The sequence below is a fragment of the Sandaracinobacter sp. T42 genome (genome assembly GCF_059115405.1).
In genome coordinates this window covers 19,080-39,232 of record NZ_CM181101.1, presented here as the reverse complement: position 1 = coordinate 39,232, position 20,153 = coordinate 19,080, and the positions used below count along the sequence as shown (strand labels likewise).

The window sequence follows — 20,153 nt, the reverse complement described above, 5'->3', positions numbered from 1 at the left end:
GATGACGGATGCCGAACAGGCGGACCTGCTGGAACAGGGCCGCAGGCTGTTTGCCGGGCCTGTCGGATTCCAGCTGTCTGCACCCCGGCTGGATATCCTGCCGCCGGCGGATCTGCCGGAAGTGGCCTTCGCGGGGCGGTCCAATGTGGGCAAATCGTCGCTGCTGAACGCGTTGACGGGGCGGAACGGCCTGGCGCGCACGTCGAACACGCCCGGCCGGACACAGGAGCTGAACCTGTTCCTGGTAGGCGAGCCGCCGGTTCTGCGACTGGTGGACATGCCGGGCTATGGCTATGCCGAGGCGCCGAAGGATCTTGTGAAGCAGTGGGCGCGCCTGGTGAACGACTATCTGCGGGGCCGCCCCACGCTGAAGCGGGTGCTGGTGCTGGTGGACAGCCGCCATGGGCTGAAGCCGGTGGACCGGGAAATCATGGAGCTGCTGGACAAGGCGGCGGTTTCCTATCAGATCGTGCTGACGAAGGCCGACAAGATCAAGCCGACGGCGCTTGCTGCCGTGACGGCGGCAGTGGCTGAAGACGCGCGCAGGCATCCCGCCGCGCACCCGCAGCTGATTCCGACCAGCAGCGAGACGAAGGCGGGGATTGCCGAACTGCGGGCGGCCGTGGTCGGGGCGGCGTTCGCCTGAATTTGCTTTTTCGGCAGCTGGGCGGGGGCAGCCTGTTGCCAGTGGATTCCGCAAAGGGAGACAGAGTTGAAGGCTTTAAGTGCATTGACCGTCGGCGGGCAGACGTTCCTGCCGCTCGTGGAGGGCGGCAAGGGTGTTTCCGCGACCAACCATGCGTCTGCCGGCGCCTGGGCGAAGGCCGGCGGAATCGGCACCGTTTCCGGTGTGAATGCCGACAGCTACGACGAAAACGGCGACATCATCCCGCAGATCTATCACAGCCGCACCCGCGAAGGGCGGCATGAGGAACTGGTGGCCTATGGCATCAAGGGCGCCATCGAGCAGGTGCGGCGTGCCTATGATATCGCGGGGGACGAACTGCGCGCCGGGCGCGGGGCGCTGAACATCAATGTTCTGTGGGAAATGGGGGGCGCGCAGCGGATCCTGGAAGGCGTGCTGAGCCAGACCCAGGGCATGCTGCACGGCGTGACCTGCGGGGCGGGCATGCCCTACAAGCTGTCCGAGATCGCCGCGCGGCATGGGGTCTATTACTATCCCATCATCTCGTCCGGGCGTGCGTTCCGCGCGCTGTGGAAGCGGGCCTATTCCAAGGCCAGCGAATGGCTGGGCGCGGTGGTCTACGAGGACCCCTGGCTGGCCGGCGGCCACAATGGACTTTCCAACGCCGAAGATCCCCGGCAACCGCAGGATCCCTATCCGCGGGTGAAGGAACTGCGGGCGGTGATGCGCGAGGGCGGGATTTCCGATTCCGTTCCGATCGTGATGGCCGGCGGTGTCTGGTATCTGCGCGACTGGGCGGACTGGATCGACAATCCCGAACTGGGCGCCATTTCGTTCCAGTTCGGCACCCGGCCGCTGCTGACAAAGGAAAGTCCGATTCCAGAGGGGTGGAAGGCCCGCCTTCCGACACTGGAGGAAGGCGACATCCTCCTGCACAAATTCTCGCCGACGGGCTTCTATTCGTCAGCCGTGCGCAACAGCTTCCTTCGGAACCTGGAAGGCCGTTCGGAACGACAGATCGCGTTCCGCACCGTGGCCGATGACGACCATCGGTTCACGCTGGACGTGGGCGTGGGGCGCAAGACCTATCATGTGACGAAGGCGGACTTGAACCGGGCGCGCGAATGGCATGGCGCAGGCTTCGACACGGCGCTGAAGACGCCGGACGACACGCTGGTGTTCGTGTCGGCTGCCGAAGCGAAATCCATCCGCAAGGACCAGGCCGATTGCATGGGCTGTCTTTCGCATTGCTCGTTCAGTGCCTGGAAGGATCATGACGATCACACCACCGGCTATCTGGCCGATCCGCGCAGCTTCTGCATCCAGAAGACGCTTCAGGACATCGCGCACGGCGCAGATCCGGAGCATGAGCTGATGTTTGCGGGCCATGCCGCCTTCAACTTCAGGACGGACCCCTTCTATTCGAACGGGTTCGTGCCGACGGTGAAGCAGCTGATCGACCGGATCCAGACCGGGGACTGACAGCCCGGGGACTAACAGGGGTATCAGGTGCCGCAGGGGAAGGGGCCGGTTCGCGTTGACTCGGCAATCCTCCTTCCCCATGGGGTTGCCGCTAGTTCAAGAGACTGGGGAGCCATTAACCCATGAAGATTCTCGTGCCCGTGAAGCGGGTGGTCGACTATAATGTGAAGGTTCGGGTGAAGCCCGACCAGAGCGGTGTCGAACTCGCCAACGTCAAGATGAGCATGAACCCGTTCGACGAAATCGCCGTCGAGGAAGCCGTGCGCCTGAAGGAAAAGGGCGTGGCGACCGAAGTCGTCGTCGTGTCCGTCGGGCCGGCGCAGGCGCAGGAAACGCTGCGCACGGCGCTGGCGATGGGCGCCGACCGGGGCATCCTGGTGACGACCGACGTGACGACCGAGAGCCTGGCCGTCGCCAAGATCCTGGCGAAGGTGGCGACCGAGGAACAGCCGGGCCTGGTGATCCTGGGCAAGCAGGCGATCGACGACGACGCCAACCAGACCGGCCAGATGCTGGCCGCGCTGCTGGGCTGGGGTCAGGGCACTTTCGCATCGAAGGTGGAGCCCGCGGGCGACAAGGTTTCCGTGACGCGCGAGATCGACGGCGGACTCGAGACCGTCGAGCTGAAGCTGCCGGCCATCGTGACGACCGACCTCCGCCTGAACGAGCCGCGCTATGCGTCTCTGCCGAACATCATGAAGGCGAAGTCCAAGCCGATCGCGAACAAGACGCCGGACGACTATGGCGTGGACGTGACGCCGCGCCTGACGACGCTGAAGGTGACGGAGCCGCCCAAGCGCAGCGCCGGCATCAAGGTGAAGACCGTCGACGAACTGATCGAGAAGCTGAAGACCGCGGGAGCTATCGCATGACGATTGCGACCCCATTCTATTCAGGAGCTATCGCATGAGCGTTCTTGTCCTTGCCGAACATGACAATGCGTCGCTGAAGGACGCGACCCTGAACGCCGTTTCCGCCGCGAAGGCGCTGGCCGGCTTCGCCGGTGGCGACGTCCATGTGCTGGTGGCCGGGAAGGGCGCGCAGCCAGCAGCCGATGCAGCCGCGAAGATCGAAGGCGTGGCGAAGGTGCTGCTGGCCGACGATGCCGCCTATGGCGACGCGCTGGCCGAAAATCTGGCGCCGCTGGTGGCCGGGCTGATGGCGAATTATGACGCCCTGGTGGCGCCTGCCACGTCGCGCGGGAAGAACATTGCGCCGCGCGTGGCAGCCGCTCTGGATGTGGCGCAGATTTCGGAAATCCTGTCCGTGGAGGCGGCTGATACGTTCACCCGTCCCATCTACGCCGGGAACGCCATCGCCACTGTGAAGACGGCAGATTCCAAGAAGGTGATCACTGTTCGCGGCACCGCCTTCCCGAAGGCGGCTGCGACCGGCGGTTCGGCTTCGGTCGAAGCGGTTGCGGGAAGCGGCGACGCCGGCCTGTCCAGCTTCAAGGGCGCGGAACTGACGGTTTCGGCCCGCCCCGAACTGACGGGTGCGAAGATCATCGTTTCCGGCGGCCGTGCGCTGGGTTCGGGCGAAGCCTTCACCCAGTATATCGATCCGCTGGCCGACAAGCTTGGCGCCGCCGTCGGCGCGTCGCGGGCAGCCGTCGATGCGGGCTATGTGCCGAACGATTATCAGGTCGGCCAGACCGGCAAGATCGTCGCCCCGGAACTTTATGTCGCGGTCGGCATCTCCGGCGCGATCCAGCACCTGGCCGGCATGAAGGATTCGAAGATCATCGTCGCCATCAACAAGGATGAGGAAGCCCCCATCTTCCAGGTGGCGGACTATGGCCTTGTGGGCGACCTGTTCCAGGTTGTGCCGGAGTTGACCTCGAAGCTTTAACCGGCTTTCGACTCGCGAAAATCAGCCCCGCCGGATCCAGTCCGGCGGGGCATTTTCGTTCGGGACGGATCCTGTGCGGATTGCAGGAAACTCGTCATCGAACTGACACCGCACCTTCACCCGCTTTCCGCAATGGACCCCTCGGGCAAACTCGAAAGGGGCATTCCAATGATTCGAATTCTGGCACTTGCGGCGCTTCTGGCATCTGCTTCGGGGGCCGCTGCGGCCGTCAACTATACCGGCAGTGTCGGCTTTGCGGGCGATGCGATCGATCTGAGCGGCCTGTCGCCGGACTTCGCCGGCAACCGGCTCTCCATCGGCTCCGACCTGTTCTATCACAGTGGCACGAACAGCTACTGGGGCAATACCGATCGTGGCCCCGGCGGCGGCCTCGTCGATTTCGCGCCGCGCGTCCACAATTTCGCGCTGGGGATCAAGCCAGACGGCACGACGAGTGGTTATGTTCTGCTGAAGACGGTCGTGTTCAAGAAGGACGGCGTGCCGTTCACCGGGCTCAATCCGCGACTTGCCCCGCAAGGGGATGCCAGCGTGCTTGGCCTGTCGTTCGACCCTGAGGGCCTTGTCGTCCGGAAGAACGGCAACTTCCTGGTGGCCGACGAATATGGCCCTTCGGTTTATGAATTCGACAGCGAAGGCAACTATATCCGCGCCTTCACGCCACCGGCAAACCTGCTTCCGAAAGAGCCGGATGGCGATCCGAACTTCGTGGACGGCCGCCCGCTGATCACCAGTGGCCGGCAGGACAACCGGGGTTTCGAAGGACTGACGCTGTCCCCGGACGGCAAGACGGCCTATGCCGTTCTGCAGGATCCGCTGGTGAACGAAGGCAGCCCCGACGGTCGGCGCAGCCGGAACGTGCGAATCGTCGCCTATGACGTGGCGACCGGCCAATCGCCCGGCCAGTTCATCTACCAGCTGGAATCCCTGGCCGACATCAATGGCCGCATTCCGGGCACGGCCGACGATTTCGGGCCGAACAGTCAGGGGCGCAACATCGGTCTTTCCGGCATCCTCGCCCTGGACAATGGCAAGTTCCTGGTTCTGGAACGCGACAATCGCGGCCTTGGCATCGATGATCCCACGGCTGAAACCCCCGTCGGGTCGAAGCGCGTCTATCTGGTCGATCTGGTTGGGGCGACCGATGTGAGCGGGATCAGCCTGGCGGGTTCGAACGATCTTCCCGGCGGCGTCACGCCCGTCAGCAAGACCTTGTGGCTGGATATCCAGGCCGAGCTGGAGAAGGCCGGCGTGACGGTGACGGAAAAGATGGAGGGCATCGCGATCGGGCCCCGGCTGGGCAACGGCTATGCCTTCGTGGTGGTGACGGACAACGACTTTTCCGTGACCCAGACGGGCGCGGGCGTTCAGTTCAACCGCTGCACATCGGGCGTGGGCGGGACTTCGATCGATGTGGGCCTGAACGAGACCTGCCCGGAAGGCACCAGCCTGATCAGCAGCCAGGCCTATGTCTTTTCCGTGAGCGGACGCGATCTGGGCGCGCTGGGCGTGCCGGAACCGGCCACCTGGGCGATGCTGATCGCCGGCTTTGGCCTTGTCGGCGGGATGGCCCGCCGGCGGCGCCAGGCCCTGGCCTGACCTGTCACGATCTGGCCGGCCGCCGCGACACGCGCGTGGCGGCCTGCGCGGGGATTGTGAAGCCCCGGCACCGGCGCTAACCCGCCCGCAATGATTGCGACAAGGAGCAGGCGGATGAAGGTCGGGGTTATCGGGGCGGGCATCATGGGATCCGGCATTGCCCAGGTGGCGGCAGCGGCGGGTCATTCCGTGGTGCTGTCCGACATCGCGCTGGACAGGGCCGAAAAGGGCAGGGCCGGCATTGCCAGGCAAGTCGACCGGCTGGTGACGAAGGGCACGCTTGAGGCTGCTGCGGCCGAGGCCATGCTGGCCCGCATCGTGCCCGCTGGTGACAGCGGGGCGCTTTCAGACGCCGATTTCGTGATCGAGGCCGCGACCGAGGGCGAGGACCTGAAGCGGAAGATCTTCGCCGGGCTGAAGCTGGCGCCGCATGCGGTTCTGGCGAGCAACACCTCGTCCATTTCCATCACGATGCTGGGGGCCGCAACCGACCGGCCCGATCGTTTCCTGGGGCTGCACTTCTTCAATCCCGTTCCCGTGATGAAGCTGGTTGAGATCATCCCCGGCCTCGCCACATCGGATGAAACGCGGCGGATCGCGCAGGACTTCATCGGCACGCTGGGCAAGACGCCGATTGTTTCGGAGGACAGCCCGAGCTTCATCGTGAACCGGGTGCTGTGCCCGATGCTGAACGAGGCGATCTTCGCGCTGGGCGAAGGCGTGGGCAGCGTGGAGGATATCGACACCGGCCTGCGGCTGGGCGCCAATCATCCCATGGGGCCGTTGACGCTGGCGGACTTCGTGGGGCTGGATACGCTGCATGCCATCATGCTGGTCATGCAGAAGGCGACCGGCGACCCGAAATATCGCCCTGCGCCGCTGCTGAGCAAATATGTGGAAGCGGGCTGGTTCGGCCGCAAGACGGGCCGCGGATTCTATGATTATTCCGGAGAGAAGCCTGTTCCGACTCGCTGATTGACAGCAGTTGTCGGCAAGGGAATGCTGGCGGCGGACTTGCCGAGGGAGAATGGTGCATGTTCAGGACCCTGCTGCCCCTTTCCGCCGCCCTGCTGCTGGGCAGCTGCGCCGGTGGCGACAGTGCAACGAACCGGACTGTCTGGGTGGAGGACGGGCCGCCCGTAAACTGCATCAACCTGAACCAGGTGCGCAGCTTCCGCGTGGTTGACGACCGGACGATCGATTTCGAGCGCAACCGCAACCAGGCCTGGCGCAATCACCTGCCCATGCGGTGCAGTGGACTTTCGTTCGGGCAGAAGATCCGGCACAACAGCCGAACCAGCCGGCTGTGCAATTTCGATACGATCACGCCAGTTTCCATGGGTGGCGGGCCGAACGCGGCGAACTGTCAGCTTGGTCAGTTCCAGCCCATCAAGCGTGTGCCCGTGCCGGAAACGAAGCCGTCCGAGGCGGCTTCCGGCTGACGCAGGCGCCGCGACGGATCAGTCGTCGTCGTTGCGGATGCTGGGCGGCGCCCGGTCCTCCAGGTCGCGGGCGACCTTGGGCGAACGGAGCAGGGCGTCGATGCGGGCGGCCTCTGCATAGCTTTCATCCACGCGGAAATGGATTTCGGCCGCATATTTCGTGTTCACCCGGCGCGCGAGTTCGCCCTTCAGCTGGCGGGCGTGGCTGTTGAGCGCGCGCAGTACCGCTTCCTGTTCCGACGGGCTGGCGCCGACGGGCATGATGTAGGCGGTTGCGTGGCGGAGATCCGGGGATACGCGCACTTCGGAGATGGAGACGATGTGCCGATCCAGCACATCGTCCCTGATATCCCCCCTCGCCAGCACGTCGGCGAGGACGTGGCGCATCGCTTCACCCACCTTCAGGGTGCGGACGGAGCGCCCTTCGGAAGAGGAGCCGTGCTTCACAGCTGGCGCAGACGCTCTTCGATCTCGAAGGTCTCGATCACGTCACCTTGCTGGATGTCCTGGAAGTTTTCCAAGCCGATACCGCATTCATAGCCCTTTTCCACCTGCGTGACGTCGTCCTTGAAACGACGCAGCGAGGCGATGGAGCCATTGTAGACGATGACATCGTCGCGCAGCACGCGGGCCCGGAGGTTCCGCTTGATATAGCCTTCCACGACGAGACAGCCGGCGGCCTTGCCGAACTTGCCCGCCTGGAACACTTCGCGGATTTCGGCGCGGCCGACGACATTCTCGAAATATTCCGGCCCGAGCTTGCCGGCCATCCCGGCCTTCACCTCGTCGATGAGGTCGTAGATGATGTCGTAATATTTCAGCGGCACGCCGCCGGCGTGGGCGGCTTCCCGCGCCTTGGCGTTGGCGCGGACGTTGAAGCCGATGATGAGCGCGCCCGAAGCCCGGGCCAGCGTGACATCGGATTCGGTGATGGCGCCGACGCCGGAGTGCAGCACGCGCACCCGGATTTCGTCCGTGGACAGCTTGTTGAGGGCCGAGACGATGGCCTCGGTGGAGCCGTGCACATCCGCCTTGACGACGACGGGGAATTCCATCGCCTTCTTTTCGGCGAGGCCGGCGAACATGCTTTCCAGGCTGGCGGGGGCCGTCGTGGTGCGCTTCGTCAGCGCGACCTGCTGGCGGTAGGCCGCGACCTCGCGGGCGCGCGCCTCGGTTTCGACGACGGAGAGGATGTCGCCCGCCTGCGGCACACCGGAAAGGCCGAGCACCTCGACCGGCATGGACGGACCGGCTTCCTTCACCGTCTGCCCCTTGTCGTTGACGAGGGCGCGGACCTTGCCCCACTCCACGCCGACCACGAAGATGTCGCCGGTGCGCAGCGTGCCGCGCTTCACCAGCACGGTGGCGAGCGGGCCGCGGCCCTTGTCCAGCTTGGCTTCGACGACGACGCCTTCAGCCATCCGGTCGGGATTGGCCTTCAGTTCCATGATCTCCGCCTGGAGGAGGATCTTCTCTGTGAGTTCGTCGAGGCCGGTGCGCTTCAGCGCGGAGACTTCGACGTCCTGCACTTCACCCCCCATCGCTTCGACCTGGATGTCGTGCTGGAGCAGTTCGGTGCGCACGCGGTTCGCATCCGCGCCGGACTTGTCCATCTTGTTGATGGCGACGATCATCGGAACGCCAGCCGCCTTCACATGGTTGATGGCCTCGATCGTTTGCGGCTTGATGCCGTCGTCTGCTGCGACCACCAGCACCACGATATCCGTCGCCTGCGCGCCGCGGGCGCGCATTTCGGTGAAGGCTTCGTGGCCGGGCGTATCGAGGAAGCTGATCCTGTCGCCCGACTTCAGGGTGACCTGATAGGCCCCCATGTGCTGGGTGATGCCGCCCGCTTCGCCGGCGACGACGTCGGTGCCGCGAAGGGCATCGAGCAGCGAGGTCTTGCCATGATCGACATGCCCCATGATCGTCACGACCGGCGGGCGCTGCTTCAGGCTTTCAGGCGTGTCCGCCTCGCCCTCGATGCCGATTTCGACATCGCTGTCGGAGACGCGCTTGATGATATGCCCGAATTCGGTGACCAGCAGTTCGGCCGTATCCTGATCGATCGTGGCGTTGATGGTGGTCGGCATGCCCATCTTGAACAGGGCCTTCACCAGATCCGCGCCGCGTTCAGCCATGCGATTGGCGAGTTCCTGCACGGTGATGGCTTCGGGCACCTGCACTTCGCGGGCCGTTCGCGCGCTGGCAGCCGCGCCGCCGCCATGGGCTGAACGCTTCTGCTTTTCGTTGGCGCGACGCAGCGAGGCGAGCGAGCGAGCGCGGACGCCGTCCTCGTCGCCGAGTGCGCGGGTGATGGTGAGCTTGCCCGAGCGGCGTTCGTCTCCGCGCCCGCGGGAGGGCTTGGCGGGTTCGGGTGCCCGGCGCGGCGGGGCGCCACGGCCCGGCAGGGCGCCGCGCGGCCGTTCATCCTCTTCCTCCACGACGGCAGGCGCCGGGGCTTCTGCGGCGCGCCTGGCGGCTTCGGCGGCGCGTGCGGCCTCCTCGGCTTCGGCCTTCGCCTTTTCTTCCAGACGGCGGGCTTCGGCCTCCTGCGCTTCGGCCCGTTCCCGCTCTTCGCGGATGCGGGCCTCTTCCGCGCGCTGCAGGCGCTCTTCCTCGGCCAGACGCATCATCAGCTGCGTCCGCTCACGCGGGGTGAGCCTGGGGTTCTGCAGGGCCTTCTGGAGGGCGGTCAGCTCAGGCTTCGGCGGCACCGGTTGCGGCGCGGGCTTCGGAGTCGGAGCCGGAGCCGGGGCCGGGGTTGGCGCGGGCTGCGGGGCCGGCGACACGACGGGGGCTTCCGCCACGGGTTGTGGCGCGGGCTCAGGCGCAGGTGTGGGCTCAGGCTCCGCCGCCACGACCGGCGCGGGCTCGGGTTCGGCCACCACTTCGGGTTCGGGCTGCTTCGGCGCGGGTTTTGCCGGCTCTCCCTTGTTCAGGGGTTCGTCCGTCACCACCACGAAGGGCGGCGGCGGCGCGACCGGCATCTGCGGCTGCGCACGCGCAGGCGCCTCAACCTTTGCGGGTTCTTCCGCGGTGGGTTCGACAGCAGGCTCGAGAGGCTGATCCGCCTCGGCGGAGGCCGGGGCGGGATCGCCGGGCTTGCGGAACACCCGGGCCTTCTTCGTCTCCACGACGACCTTGTGCGTGCGGCCATGGCTGAAGCTCTGCTTCACCTGGCTCACTTCAGTCGTGCGTTTCACGCCGAGTTGGGGCCTGAGGCCCAGCTTCGGCTTTTCGTCTTCGCTCATTCCCGTCCTTCGTCGTTCCGCCGGGCAGGAATGCCCCGCCCGTCGTTTGAAATGCTGCTGGTGCCAAGAAAGGCCGTCCAGCGCGCAACCTCGGTTGCGATCCGCGCCGCTGCCTTGCCATCGATCACGCCTGAATGCACTATATTCTCACGCCCGAGCGCGCGAGACAAGGCATCCCGCCCGGCTGGCAGAATCAGCACATCCGCCATGTCGCCCCCGCCGGAGCGGAAGGCCTGACCCAGTTTCGAGATCCCGTCTTCCGAGGCATCGGCCGCATGCATCAGCAGATGCACCCGGCCGGCGCGCGCCCATTCGCCGATCTTCTCGGCTCCGAATATAAGATGTCCGGCGCGATGTTCGAGCCCCAGCCTGTCGAGGCTGCGACGTTCGAGGCCATCCGCGATTCGCTGCGGCAGATCCGGCGGCACGATTGCCGGTTCCCTGAAGGCGCGCGCGACAGCGCCTTTCAGCCGGCCTTTCGCGAGAGCCGCTTCGAGTGCAGCCCTGTCCACCCCCAGCCAGGCCCCCCGGCCCGGCAGCTTGGCCGCCAGATCGGGCCACACGGCGCCGTCCGGCCCGAGCGCGAGGCGGATGAGCTGCGCACGATCGCCGTGCATCCCTGTCAGGATACACTTCCGCTCGGGCGCAGACCCGTCCTTTCGTCCATCGGGCTGTGCCCGGGCGGACGGATCGACTTCTACCGTCGCATCCGGGGTGTCATCGGAGGACATACGCTGTTGCGTCCTCCCTGACTGTGGGGGAAAGGCCGGTCGTCATTTCAGGCGTCAGCCCCGTCCGTGGCTTCGTCCGCGAACCAATGCTGGCGCGCGGCCATGATGATGGCATTGCCGTCGTCCTGGGAGATGCCGAAGGACGCCAGCAGACCGGCCGGGATTTCACGACGCTTGTCGCCCTTGCCGATCAGTTCATCCGTGGAAAGGTCGGCGAGATCGTCGAGCGTGCGGATGCCCTTTTGCCCCAGGCGGACCAGCATTTCTTCCGTGAGCCCGGGGATTTCGGCCAGCGCGTCTTCCACGCCCAGCGCGCGCCGGGCCTCGCGGTAGCCGGCTTCGCGGCGTTCCAGCGCCTCGACCGCGCGGCTTTGCAGCTCGGCGGCGACATCCTCGTCCAGACCCTCGATCGAGGCGAGTTCCTCTGTTTCGACATAGGCCACTTCCTCGAGGCTGGTGAAGCCTTCGGCGACCAGCAGCTGGGCCAGCGTCTCGTCGAGTTCCAGTTCGGTTTCGAACAGCTGCGACCGTTCGACGAATTCCTTCTGCCGCTTCTCGCTCTCGGCGGCTTCCGTCATGATGTCGATCTGGTGGCCGGTCAGCTGGCCGGCGAGGCGGACGTTCTGGCCGCGGCGGCCGATCGCCAGGCTGAGCTGGTCATCCGGCACCACGACTTCGATGCGGCTGTCTTCCTCGTCGATGACGACCTTGGAGACCTGCGCGGGCTGAAGCGCGTTGACGACGAAGGTGGCCGTGTCCGGCGACCAGGGGATGATGTCGATCTTCTCCCCGGCCAGTTCCTGCACCACGGCCTGCACGCGGCTGCCGCGCATGCCGACACAGGCGCCGACCGGATCGATCGAGCCGTCGTGCGACAGAACGCCGATCTTGGCGCGGCTTCCCGGATCGCGGGCGCAGGCCTTGATCTCGATCACGCCGTCGTAGATTTCCGGCACTTCCTGCGCGAACAGCTTTTTCATGAAATCCGGATGCGCGCGGGACAGGAAAATCTGCGGGCCCCGGTTTTCCCGGCGCACCAGCGTGATCAGGCTGCGCACCCGGTCGCCCGGGCGCATCACTTCGCGCGGAATCTGCTGGTCACGGCGGATCACGCCTTCGGCGCGGCCCAGATCGACGACGATGTGGCCGAATTCCACCCGCTTCACCACGCCGGTGATGATCTCGCCCTGGCGGTCCTTGTATTCGTCATACTGGCGCTCGCGCTCCGCGTCGCGGACCTTGGTGACGATGACCTGCTTGGCGGCCTGCGCCGCGATCCGGCCGAATTCGATCGGGGGCAGCGGATCGACGATGAAGTCGCCCAGCTTTGCGCCGGGTTCACGCTCCTGCGCGTCGACCAGGCTGATCTGCTTGAAATAATCCTCGGGCTCTTCGACGACTTCGAGCACGCGCCAAAGCCGCAGATCGCCGCCGCGCGGATCGATCTTGGCGCGGATGTCGTTCTCGGCACCGTAGCGGGCGCGGGCGGCGCGCTGGATCGCTTCTTCCATCGCCTCGATGACGATCATGCGGTCGATCGACTTTTCACGGGCGACCGCATCCGCAATCGCGATCAGTTCGGCCTTGTTCGCAGCAGTGGGGTTCATGTCTGTCCCTCAGTTCCTGATCTCGTCCGACGGTTCGTCGGCCTCTTCCTCGATTTCGTCGGCGCCCTCTTCGGAAAGATGGGGCATGGTTTCGGCGATCAGCCGATCCGTCAGGATCAGCTTCGCCGTGCGGATAGCGGCGAACGGCAGGGCGATTTCCCCCAGACCTTCCGCATCGATCCGGATGTCGTCCCCGGCGGTGCCCAGAAGCGGCCCCTGGAAGCGCTTGCGGTCCGCCCCGTTCAGGTTGAGGCCTTCGGCCAGTTCCACCTTCGCGATATGCCCCGTCCAGCGGTCGAAATCCTTCAGGCGCGTCAGCGGCCGGTCGATCCCGGGAGAGGAAACCTCCAGCATATATTCGCTGTCGATAGGGTCCGCCTCGTCAAGGAGGAGGGAAAGCCTGCGCGAGACCTTCGCGCAATCATCGACCTTCATCTGGCCGGTTGCGGGATCTTCCAGCATCACCTGCAGGGTGAGGGAGGGGCCGGCAATCAGCGCCACGCGCACAAGCTCGAACCCGGCGTCCGTCACGACGGGTTCGATCAGCGCGGTCAGCTCTTCAAGCGTTGCCATCGATCATCCTTGCAGGCCCGATCAGCTAAAACCCCTCAAGGCCCCGCGGCCGCTGGCCGGAGGATCCTGGAAGGCTGGGCTGTCAGGAACTGGGCCGCCTATACGCGCAACAGCCTGTTGCCGCAAGTGCGGTGGCGGTGCATAGCCCCGCCGCCATGCAACAGCTTGTGATCGCCCTGCCGAAAGGCCGAATCCTGAAGGAAGCCCTGCCCCTGCTGGGGGCGGCGGGCATTCATCCCGAGCCGGCGCTGTTCGACGAGGACAGCCGCGCGCTTCGCTTTGCCACCAACCGCCCGGAGATTTCGGTGATCCGCGTGCGCAGCTTCGATGTTGCGACCTTTGTCGCCTTTGGTGCGGCGCAGCTGGGGATCGTGGGCAACGATGTGCTGGCGGAGTTCGGCTACACCGAGCTTTATTCCCCGGTCGACCTGGGAATCGGCCGATGCCGGCTTTCCGTGGCCGAACCGATGGGCACGCCGCCGATCACGTCGGAAAGCCATGTGCGGGTGGCGACCAAATATCCCCATCTCACCAAGGCGCACTTCGCGGCCCAGGGGATCCAGGCCGAATGCGTGAAACTGAACGGCGCCATGGAGCTGGCGCCGCTGCTGGGGCTGGCGCCGCGGATCGTGGATCTGGTTTCCACCGGCAGGACGCTGAAGGAAAACGGCCTTGTCGAACGGGAGACGATCCTGGAGGTGACATCCCGTCTGATCGTGAACCGGGCTGCCTTCAAGACCATGCCGGAAGTCGCGCGGCTGGTGAATGACGTGCGCGCCACTGTGCAGAAGGAAGCCGCCTGATGCAGAGGCTGTCGAGCCGGGAGGCTGATTTCGCCGCGCGCTTCGCCGCCCTTGTGGCCGACACGCGGGAACCGGACAGGGGCGTGGCCGGCCAGGTTGCGGCCATCCTGGAGCGGGTGCGGCGGGAAGGCTTTTCCGCTGTCGCGGATCTGACCGAGCGCTTCGACCGGGTTCATCTGACGGCCGGCAGCGCGGAAATCTCTGGGGCGGAGCAGGCTGCGGCCATTGCGCGGGTGCCCGCCCGCCAGCGGGAAGCGTTGCAACTGGCGGCCGCGCGGATCCGCGCTTTCCACCAGGCGCAGCGCCCGGCCGACGGCAGCCACGGAGACGAGACGGGTGTGCGGGCCGGCTGGCGCTGGACCCCGGTGGCGCGGGCCGGTCTCTATGTGCCCGGCGGGCGGGCGGCCTATCCGTCCTCTGTGCTGATGAACGCCATTCCCGCGCAGGTCGCGGGGGTCGATGAACTGATCATGGTGACGCCGACACCGGGTGGAGAGCTGAACCCGCTGGTGATGCTGGCGGCCGAGCTTTCGGGCGTATCCCGGATATTCCGAATCGGGGGCGCGCAGGCGATCGCCGCGCTGGCGTTCGGCACCAGGCCGCTGCCGAAGTGCGACATGATCGTTGGGCCGGGCAACGCCTGGGTCGCGGAGGCGAAGCGCCAGCTTTACGGCACGGTGGGCATCGACATGGTCGCCGGGCCATCCGAGATCCTTGTGATCGCGGACGCTTCCGCCCGGCCGGACTGGATCGCGGCGGATCTGCTGTCGCAGGCCGAACATGATCCCGTGGCGCAATCCATCCTGATCACCGACAGCGCGACACTGGCCGATTCGGTTGAGGCATGGGTGGCGCGGCTGCTGGAGGAGCTTCCGGCCGAGACGCCCGCGCGGGACAGCTGGGCCGATCATGGCATCATCATCCTGGTGGAGGATCTGGCCGAGGCCCCCGCGCTGGCGGATGCCCTGGCCGCCGAGCATGTGGAACTGATGCTGGCGTATCCCGCGCCGCTGTTCGGCGCAATCCGCCATGCCGGATCCATCTTCCTTGGCAGCCATACGCCCGAGCCGATCGGCGACTATCTGGGCGGCCCCAACCATGTGCTGCCGACGGGGCGGCGCGCGCGGTTTTCAGGTGGGCTGGGGGTGCACAATTTCATGAAGCGCACGACCTGGCTGGAGGCCGGGACACGGGGATTCGCCGCACTGGCGGACACCACCGCAACCCTGGCCGACGCAGAGGGGCTGCCCGCTCACGCGCTGGCTGTGCGGATCCGGCAGCGGCCCTAGCTGCGCTTCCGGGCCGGGACAGGCCCCGGCTTCGCTGCCTGAGTGGGTTCAGGCTTCGCTGCCGGGAGCTGTTGGGCCTGATTTGCGCGCATCAGCAGCTGGAGACATTCACCGGCGGGGAAAGCCCGCCCGTCCGGCAGGCGTGCCTCAGCATGTTTCGCGACGGGCGCCGCGCCAGGCTGGGCATAGAACCAGAGATCCAGGATGCAGCCGCCCGTGAACTGAAGCTGTCGCGCGTCACCTTCCCGCTTGTCCATCCGGGGTTTGCCAAGCAGCCCGAGAGCCGTTTCGGCCGGCTGGCCGAGCAGAAGCTCCATTCCGGGCGGCGGTGGCGGCGGTGGCGACTCGATCGGGACGATGGGCGCCGTGGCGCAGGCGCCGAGCAGGGCGAGGCCGAACAGGGGGGCGATCCGCATGGCGGCCGTCTAGCCTTGGTGGCGGGGCAATGCTAGCGGCGCTGAAACCGCCTTTCGCACCAGGAGACCGACTTGGCCGACCAGTATGACGTTATCGCGATCGGGAACGCGATCGTGGACGTTCTTGCCGCCCACCCCGACGCGTTCCTGCAGGCCAATGGCATTCCCAAGGGATCGATGCGGCTGATTTCCGCGGCGGAGGCAGCCGAACTGTATGGCAAGATGGGCCCGGGGCGTGAAGTTTCCGGCGGATCGGCCGCGAACAGCTGCGCCGGAATCGCCGCGCTGGGCGGCCGGGCCGCCTTCGTGGGGCGGGTTTCCAACGATCAGCTGGGCAAGGTGTTCGCGCATGACATCCGGGCGGCCGGCGTAGATTTCCGCACCCCCCCGGCCGAAAGCGGGCCGCCGACCGGCCAGTGCCTGATCATCGTGAGCCCGGACGCGCAGCGGACGATGAGCACCTATCTGGGCTCGTGCCAGGAAGTGGACGAGCCCGACGTGGACGAGGCGATGGTCCGGGCGGCGAAGGTGACCTATTTCGAGGGCTATCTGTGGGACCCGCCCGCGCCGATCCGCGCCATCCGAAAGGCCAAGGCCATCGCCCGCGAAGCCGGGCGGAAAGTGGCGCTGACGCTTTCGGACGTGTTCTGCGTGGAAGGGCATCGTGCCGAGTTCCTGGAGATGATGAAGGGGGGGCTCGTCGACATCGCCTTCGCCAACGAGAATGAGGCGAAGAGCCTGTTCCGGACCGACAGCGTGGAAGCCGCCATCGAGGGCCTTTCCGAAATCGTGCCGCTGGCGGTGGTGACGCGATCGGAAAAGGGCGCGATCGTGGTGAACGGATCGGGGCGCGTGGAAGTGCCGGTTACGCCCGCGCAGCGGGTGCTGGACACGACAGGCGCGGGCGATCTGTTCGCGGCCGGCTTCCTGACCGGCTATACGCAGGGGCGTGACCTGAAGGCCTGCGCAACCATGGGCACCATTGCGGCGGCCGAGATCATCGAACATTATGGCGCCCGGCCCGAAGCCGACCTGAAGGCGCGGGTGAAGGCGGTTCTGGGCTAAAGGGCCGGCGGGTCGCCTTCCGCCAGCCGGCGCGCGAGGATCGCGCAGGCGATCAGCTGGATCTGGTGGAACAGCATCAGCGGCAGGATGGCAAGGCCGACGGCGGCAGGCGCGAACAGCACGCCCGCCATGGGCACGCCTGAGGCGAGGCTCTTCTTGGAACCGCAGAAGAGCAGCACGATCCGGTCTTCTCGCGGGAAGCCGAGCGCCTTGCCCGCACCCCATGTGGCGGCGAGCACGGCGCCCAGGATGGCGACGCAAAGGCCGAGCAGCAGGGCGAGATCGGCCGCTGACAGCTGATCCCAGAGGTGCATGACGACAGCCTGGCTGAAGGCGGCATAGACGACGAGCAGGATCGAGCCTCGGTCCACGATCATGGTGAGCCGGCGGTTGCGCTGGAGGAAGTCGCCCAGCCGGTTGTGCAGCAGATGTCCCAGAAGGAAGGGCAGCAGCAGCTGGAAGAGGATCGCGCTGACGGCTTCCCCCGACATGCCGACACCCGCGCCGGAGAGGAGGAGGGCGACGAGCAGCGGTGTGAGGAACAGGCCCGCGATATTGGAGAAGGCCGCGCCCACGACAGCGGCGGCCACGTCTCCGCGTGCCATAGCGGTGAAGGCGATGGAGGACTGCACGGTGGAGGGCACGAGGGTGAGGAAGAGGATGCCCGTCGCCAGCGTCTCGCCCGTGATCCCGGATTTCGCGAGCGCGAAGCCGATCAGCGGGAACAGCGCATAGGTGCTGGCGAGCACCGCCAGATGCAGCCGCCATTTCAGCAGGCCGTCCCGCACGGCCGCGTGCGGCAGGCGGGCGCCGTGCAGGAAGAACAGCAGGAAGATGGCGGTGTCCGCGACATGGCCCAGCCAGATCGCGGCTTCTCCGCTGGCGGGCGCCACGCTGGCGAGCGCGACCATGCCGACGAGCAGCAGCAGGAAGGGATCGAGCAGGGCGCGAATCATGAAAAGGGCTTCGGACGCATTCTGCTGCATCCGAAGCCCTGATAAGTGGCCGGCCGCAACCGGAATCTGTCGGTCAGAGCGGCTTGAGCTGGCTGAACGGGATGTCCTTGTCCGGCCGGAGATCCCCCGGAAGGCCGAGCACGCGTTCCGCGATGATGTTGCGCAGGATCTCGTCCGTGCCGCCCGCGATGCGCAGACCCGCAGACCACATGTAGGAGCCCTGCAGCTTCTCGAGGTCGGATCCCGGCTGCACGGCGAAGCCGCCGGCTTCCGCCATGTCCATGGCGAAGGCGGTCATGTCCTGCATCGTCTTGGCGACGACGACCTTGGAGATCGACTGTTCCGGCCCCGGAATCTGCCCGCGCGACAGGGCGGAAAGCGCCCGCATCTGCGTGAGCTTGATGCCTTCGTCGGCGATGTAGGTGTCGGCGATGCGGTTCCTGACGTCGGCGCGCTGGATGGCGGGGCCGCTATCCGTTTCCACATCCTTCGCAACATTCATCAGCGTCTGGTAGCCGGGCGCGCCGCGCGGCTTGCCGCCGACGGCGAGGCGTTCGTGCATCAGGGTCGTCAGGCTGACCTTCCAGCCGTCGCCCACTTCGCCCAGCCGGTGCGTGTCCTTCACGCGAACGTCGGTGAAGAATACCTCGTTGAAGTCGCTGCTGCCGGACATCTGCCGGATCGGCCGCACTTCAACGCCGGGCGCGTGCATGTCCACGATGAACATGGTGAGGCCCTTGTGCTTGGGCGCGTCGAAATCGGTGCGCGTCACGACGATACCGAAATCGGACTTGTGGGCGAAGCTGGTCCACACCTTCTGGCCGTTGATCACCCATTCGTCGCCCTCCTTCACCGCCTTCGTGCGGATGGAGGCGAGATCGGAACCGGCGACCGGTTCGGAGAAGAGCTGGCACCAGACTTCCTCGCCCCTCAGCGCCTTGGGCACATAGCGCGCGGCGATGTCGGGCGTGCCGTGGGTAAAGACGGTCGGGATGCACATGCCGAGGCCAATGGAATAAAGGCCGTTCGGCACGAAGGTGCGGCTTTCCTCCTGGTTGAAGATGATCTGGTGCATGGGGGTCAGCCCCTGCCCGCCGATCGCCTTGGGCCAGGTGATGCCCACATAGCCGGATTCGAACTTCTTCAGCTGCCAGGCCTTGGACCGGGCAACAAATTCCTCAAGCCCCCAGGGCTTTGCCGGGGGCGAGAGATATTCGGCGGCCGCATCCTGCAGCCAGGCCTTCACCTTGGCGCGGAATTCGGCTTCGGCGGGAGTGTCGTTGAAATCCATCTGTCCTCTCCCTTCTTTATGCGGCTGCCCGGTTGCGCTGCTCCAGCGCCCGGACGAGACGGTCTGACCAGTGCGCCCGGCTGCCGATCGACGTGGCCAGCAGGCGGTTGCGGCGATAGTAGAACTGGCAATCCTGTTCCCAGGTGAAGCCGATGCCGCCGTGCAGTTGCACCGCTTCCTCGGCCGTGAACTTCAGCGCATCGAGGCTGGCGACGCGGGCGGCGGAAGCCGCCTGCGCCAGCTCCGGCTCGCCGGCGCCCCAGGCCCAGCAGCCGTGCAGCGCATGGGCGCGGGCCAGTTCCGCCTTGATGTACATGTCCGCCAGCTTGTGCTTCACGCCCTGATAGCGGCCGATGCGCTGCCCGAAGGCGACGCGTTCCTTGGCGTAGGCCAGCGTCATCTCGCGCGCGGCGTCTGCCGTGCCCAGCGCTTCCCAGGCGGCAAGAACGGCGAGCCGTTCCGTCAGCTTCACCCAGTCCGCCGCCGTGCCCAGCGCTTCTGCCGGGGTGCCGGCGAACGTGAGCTTCGCGGAGGGTCGGACGAGATCGAGCGTATCCTGCTTTTCGCGGGCGACGCCGTCGAGCGGGGCGATGGCCATAGCCGGACCTTCCGGCGTGGCGACCGTGACGATCGCCACGGTGGCGACGAGCCCGTCGATCACCGGGGACTTGCCGCCGGTGAGCTTGCCGCCTTCAAGCTTCGTGGCGGGAGTCAGCATGGGTGAGTTGCTGCCTTCGGCCCAGGCGATGACGCCCACGGCTTCGCCCGACGCCAGCTTCGGCAGCCATTCGGCCTGTTGCGCATCCGTGCCCGCGATCAGCAGCGCCTCGATGGCGGCCAGCGTGGACATGAGCGGCACGGGGGCGAGGCTGCGGCCGATTTCCTCGGCCAGGACGCAGGCTTCGTCTGCCCCGAGGCCGAGGCCGCCATGCGCTTCGGGCACGCGCGCGGCCGGCCAGCCCTGCTCGACCACGTCGGCCCACAGCTGGGCATCATGTGTCGCGCCGGCATCCATCACCTTGCGCGCGACCGACGGGCCGGCGCGGGCGTCCAGGAATTTGCGGGCAGCGTCCTTCAGCGTCTTCGCGTCGTCAGACAGGTCGAAGTTCATACAAATCTCCTCCGTTATC

General features: G+C 66.4%; 18 protein-coding genes and 2 pseudogenes. 11 read left to right on the top strand and 9 right to left on the bottom strand.

Features of this window, described 5'->3' with window-relative positions; genetic code table 11:
- The first annotated feature begins 1 nt into the window (after position 1).
- From yihA to ACW9TV_RS00145, 8 genes and pseudogenes are all read left to right on the top strand, one after another.
- Positions 2 to 646, top strand: coding sequence for a ribosome biogenesis GTP-binding protein YihA/YsxC (gene yihA, locus ACW9TV_RS00180; RefSeq protein WP_494303873.1), 645 nt, complete (start codon positions 2 to 4; stop codon positions 644 to 646).
- Positions 647 to 730: 84 nt separating this feature from the next.
- Complete coding sequence (locus ACW9TV_RS00175) at positions 731 to 2,128, top strand: NAD(P)H-dependent flavin oxidoreductase (RefSeq protein WP_494303872.1); 1,398 nt, start codon at positions 731 to 733, stop codon at positions 2,126 to 2,128.
- Between the two features lie 122 nt (positions 2,129 to 2,250).
- The gene (locus ACW9TV_RS00170) at positions 2,251 to 3,000 is read left to right on the top strand and encodes an electron transfer flavoprotein subunit beta/FixA family protein (RefSeq protein WP_494303871.1); all 750 of its coding nucleotides are present in this window, start codon (positions 2,251 to 2,253) and stop codon (positions 2,998 to 3,000) included.
- 34 nt (positions 3,001 to 3,034) lie between these two features.
- Positions 3,035 to 3,979: an electron transfer flavoprotein subunit alpha/FixB family protein gene (locus ACW9TV_RS00165; protein ID WP_494303870.1), complete on the top strand. Its 945-nt coding sequence runs from the start codon at positions 3,035 to 3,037 to the stop codon at positions 3,977 to 3,979.
- Positions 3,980 to 4,111: 132 nt separating this feature from the next.
- A pseudogene (locus ACW9TV_RS00160) lies at positions 4,112 to 5,278 on the top strand (esterase-like activity of phytase family protein); the annotation flags it as partial.
- A gap of 225 nt (positions 5,279 to 5,503) precedes the next feature.
- A pseudogene (locus ACW9TV_RS00155) lies at positions 5,504 to 5,596 on the top strand (PEPxxWA-CTERM sorting domain-containing protein); the annotation flags it as partial.
- 114 nt (positions 5,597 to 5,710) lie between these two features.
- Complete coding sequence (locus ACW9TV_RS00150; RefSeq protein WP_494303869.1) at positions 5,711 to 6,571, top strand: 3-hydroxyacyl-CoA dehydrogenase NAD-binding domain-containing protein; 861 nt, start codon at positions 5,711 to 5,713, stop codon at positions 6,569 to 6,571.
- 59 nt (positions 6,572 to 6,630) lie between these two features.
- Complete coding sequence (locus tag ACW9TV_RS00145) at positions 6,631 to 7,038, top strand: DUF6491 family protein (protein ID WP_494303868.1); 408 nt, start codon at positions 6,631 to 6,633, stop codon at positions 7,036 to 7,038.
- Between the two features lie 18 nt (positions 7,039 to 7,056).
- Here the strand turns inward: ACW9TV_RS00145 and rbfA are convergent, their stop codons facing one another.
- From rbfA to rimP, 5 genes are read right to left on the bottom strand one after another with little or no spacing between them, the layout of a single operon-like run.
- The gene (gene rbfA / locus ACW9TV_RS00140; protein ID WP_494303867.1) at positions 7,057 to 7,485 is read right to left on the bottom strand and encodes a 30S ribosome-binding factor RbfA; all 429 of its coding nucleotides are present in this window, start codon (positions 7,483 to 7,485) and stop codon (positions 7,057 to 7,059) included.
- Positions 7,482 to 10,292 (bottom strand): translation initiation factor IF-2, encoded by a 2,811-nt coding sequence (infB, locus tag ACW9TV_RS00135; RefSeq protein WP_494303866.1) that lies wholly within the window; start codon positions 10,290 to 10,292, stop codon positions 7,482 to 7,484. Before infB ends, rbfA begins: the two co-directional genes overlap by 4 nt.
- Entirely contained in the window at positions 10,289 to 11,023 is a 735-nt protein-coding gene (locus tag ACW9TV_RS00130; protein WP_494303865.1) for a DUF448 domain-containing protein, read from the bottom strand. The genes infB and ACW9TV_RS00130 overlap by 4 nt, the downstream gene beginning before the upstream one ends.
- A 47-nt stretch (positions 11,024 to 11,070) precedes the next feature.
- Positions 11,071 to 12,630 (bottom strand): transcription termination factor NusA, encoded by a 1,560-nt coding sequence (gene nusA / locus ACW9TV_RS00125; protein ID WP_494303864.1) that lies wholly within the window; start codon positions 12,628 to 12,630, stop codon positions 11,071 to 11,073.
- A 9-nt stretch (positions 12,631 to 12,639) separates the two neighbouring features.
- The gene (gene rimP / locus ACW9TV_RS00120; RefSeq protein ID WP_494303863.1) at positions 12,640 to 13,203 is read right to left on the bottom strand and encodes a ribosome maturation factor RimP; all 564 of its coding nucleotides are present in this window, start codon (positions 13,201 to 13,203) and stop codon (positions 12,640 to 12,642) included.
- A 155-nt stretch (positions 13,204 to 13,358) separates the two neighbouring features.
- Here rimP and hisG point away from each other — a divergent pair, with 155 nt between their 5' ends.
- Both hisG and hisD read left to right on the top strand, forming a co-directional pair.
- Positions 13,359 to 14,006 carry an ATP phosphoribosyltransferase gene (hisG, locus tag ACW9TV_RS00115; RefSeq protein WP_494303862.1) on the top strand — a complete coding sequence of 216 codons (648 nt, stop codon included), beginning with the start codon at positions 13,359 to 13,361 and terminating at the stop codon, positions 14,004 to 14,006.
- Entirely contained in the window at positions 14,006 to 15,295 is a 1,290-nt protein-coding gene (hisD, locus tag ACW9TV_RS00110) for a histidinol dehydrogenase (protein WP_494303861.1), read from the top strand. Before hisG ends, hisD begins: the two co-directional genes overlap by 1 nt.
- Here the strand turns inward: hisD and ACW9TV_RS00105 are convergent.
- Positions 15,292 to 15,711, bottom strand: a complete 420-nt coding sequence (locus ACW9TV_RS00105) for a hypothetical protein (protein ID WP_494303860.1) — start codon at positions 15,709 to 15,711, stop codon at positions 15,292 to 15,294. The genes hisD and ACW9TV_RS00105 overlap by 4 nt on opposite strands.
- Before the next feature lie 72 nt (positions 15,712 to 15,783).
- Between ACW9TV_RS00105 and ACW9TV_RS00100 the strand changes: the two genes are divergently transcribed.
- A complete protein-coding gene (locus tag ACW9TV_RS00100; RefSeq protein ID WP_494303859.1) occupies positions 15,784 to 16,776 on the top strand; it encodes an adenosine kinase in 993 nt (330 codons plus the stop codon).
- Here ACW9TV_RS00100 and ACW9TV_RS00095 read toward each other — a convergent pair.
- The 3 genes from ACW9TV_RS00095 to ACW9TV_RS00085 form a co-directional block, all read right to left on the bottom strand.
- Complete coding sequence (locus tag ACW9TV_RS00095) at positions 16,773 to 17,732, bottom strand: bile acid:sodium symporter family protein (RefSeq protein ID WP_494303858.1); 960 nt, start codon at positions 17,730 to 17,732, stop codon at positions 16,773 to 16,775. The genes ACW9TV_RS00100 and ACW9TV_RS00095 overlap by 4 nt on opposite strands.
- A gap of 73 nt (positions 17,733 to 17,805) precedes the next feature.
- Complete coding sequence (locus ACW9TV_RS00090) at positions 17,806 to 19,023, bottom strand: acyl-CoA dehydrogenase family protein (protein ID WP_494303857.1); 1,218 nt, start codon at positions 19,021 to 19,023, stop codon at positions 17,806 to 17,808.
- A 16-nt stretch (positions 19,024 to 19,039) separates the two neighbouring features.
- A complete protein-coding gene (locus ACW9TV_RS00085; RefSeq protein ID WP_494303856.1) occupies positions 19,040 to 20,134 on the bottom strand; it encodes an acyl-CoA dehydrogenase family protein in 1,095 nt (364 codons plus the stop codon).
- Positions 20,135 to 20,153: the final 19 nt, after the last annotated feature.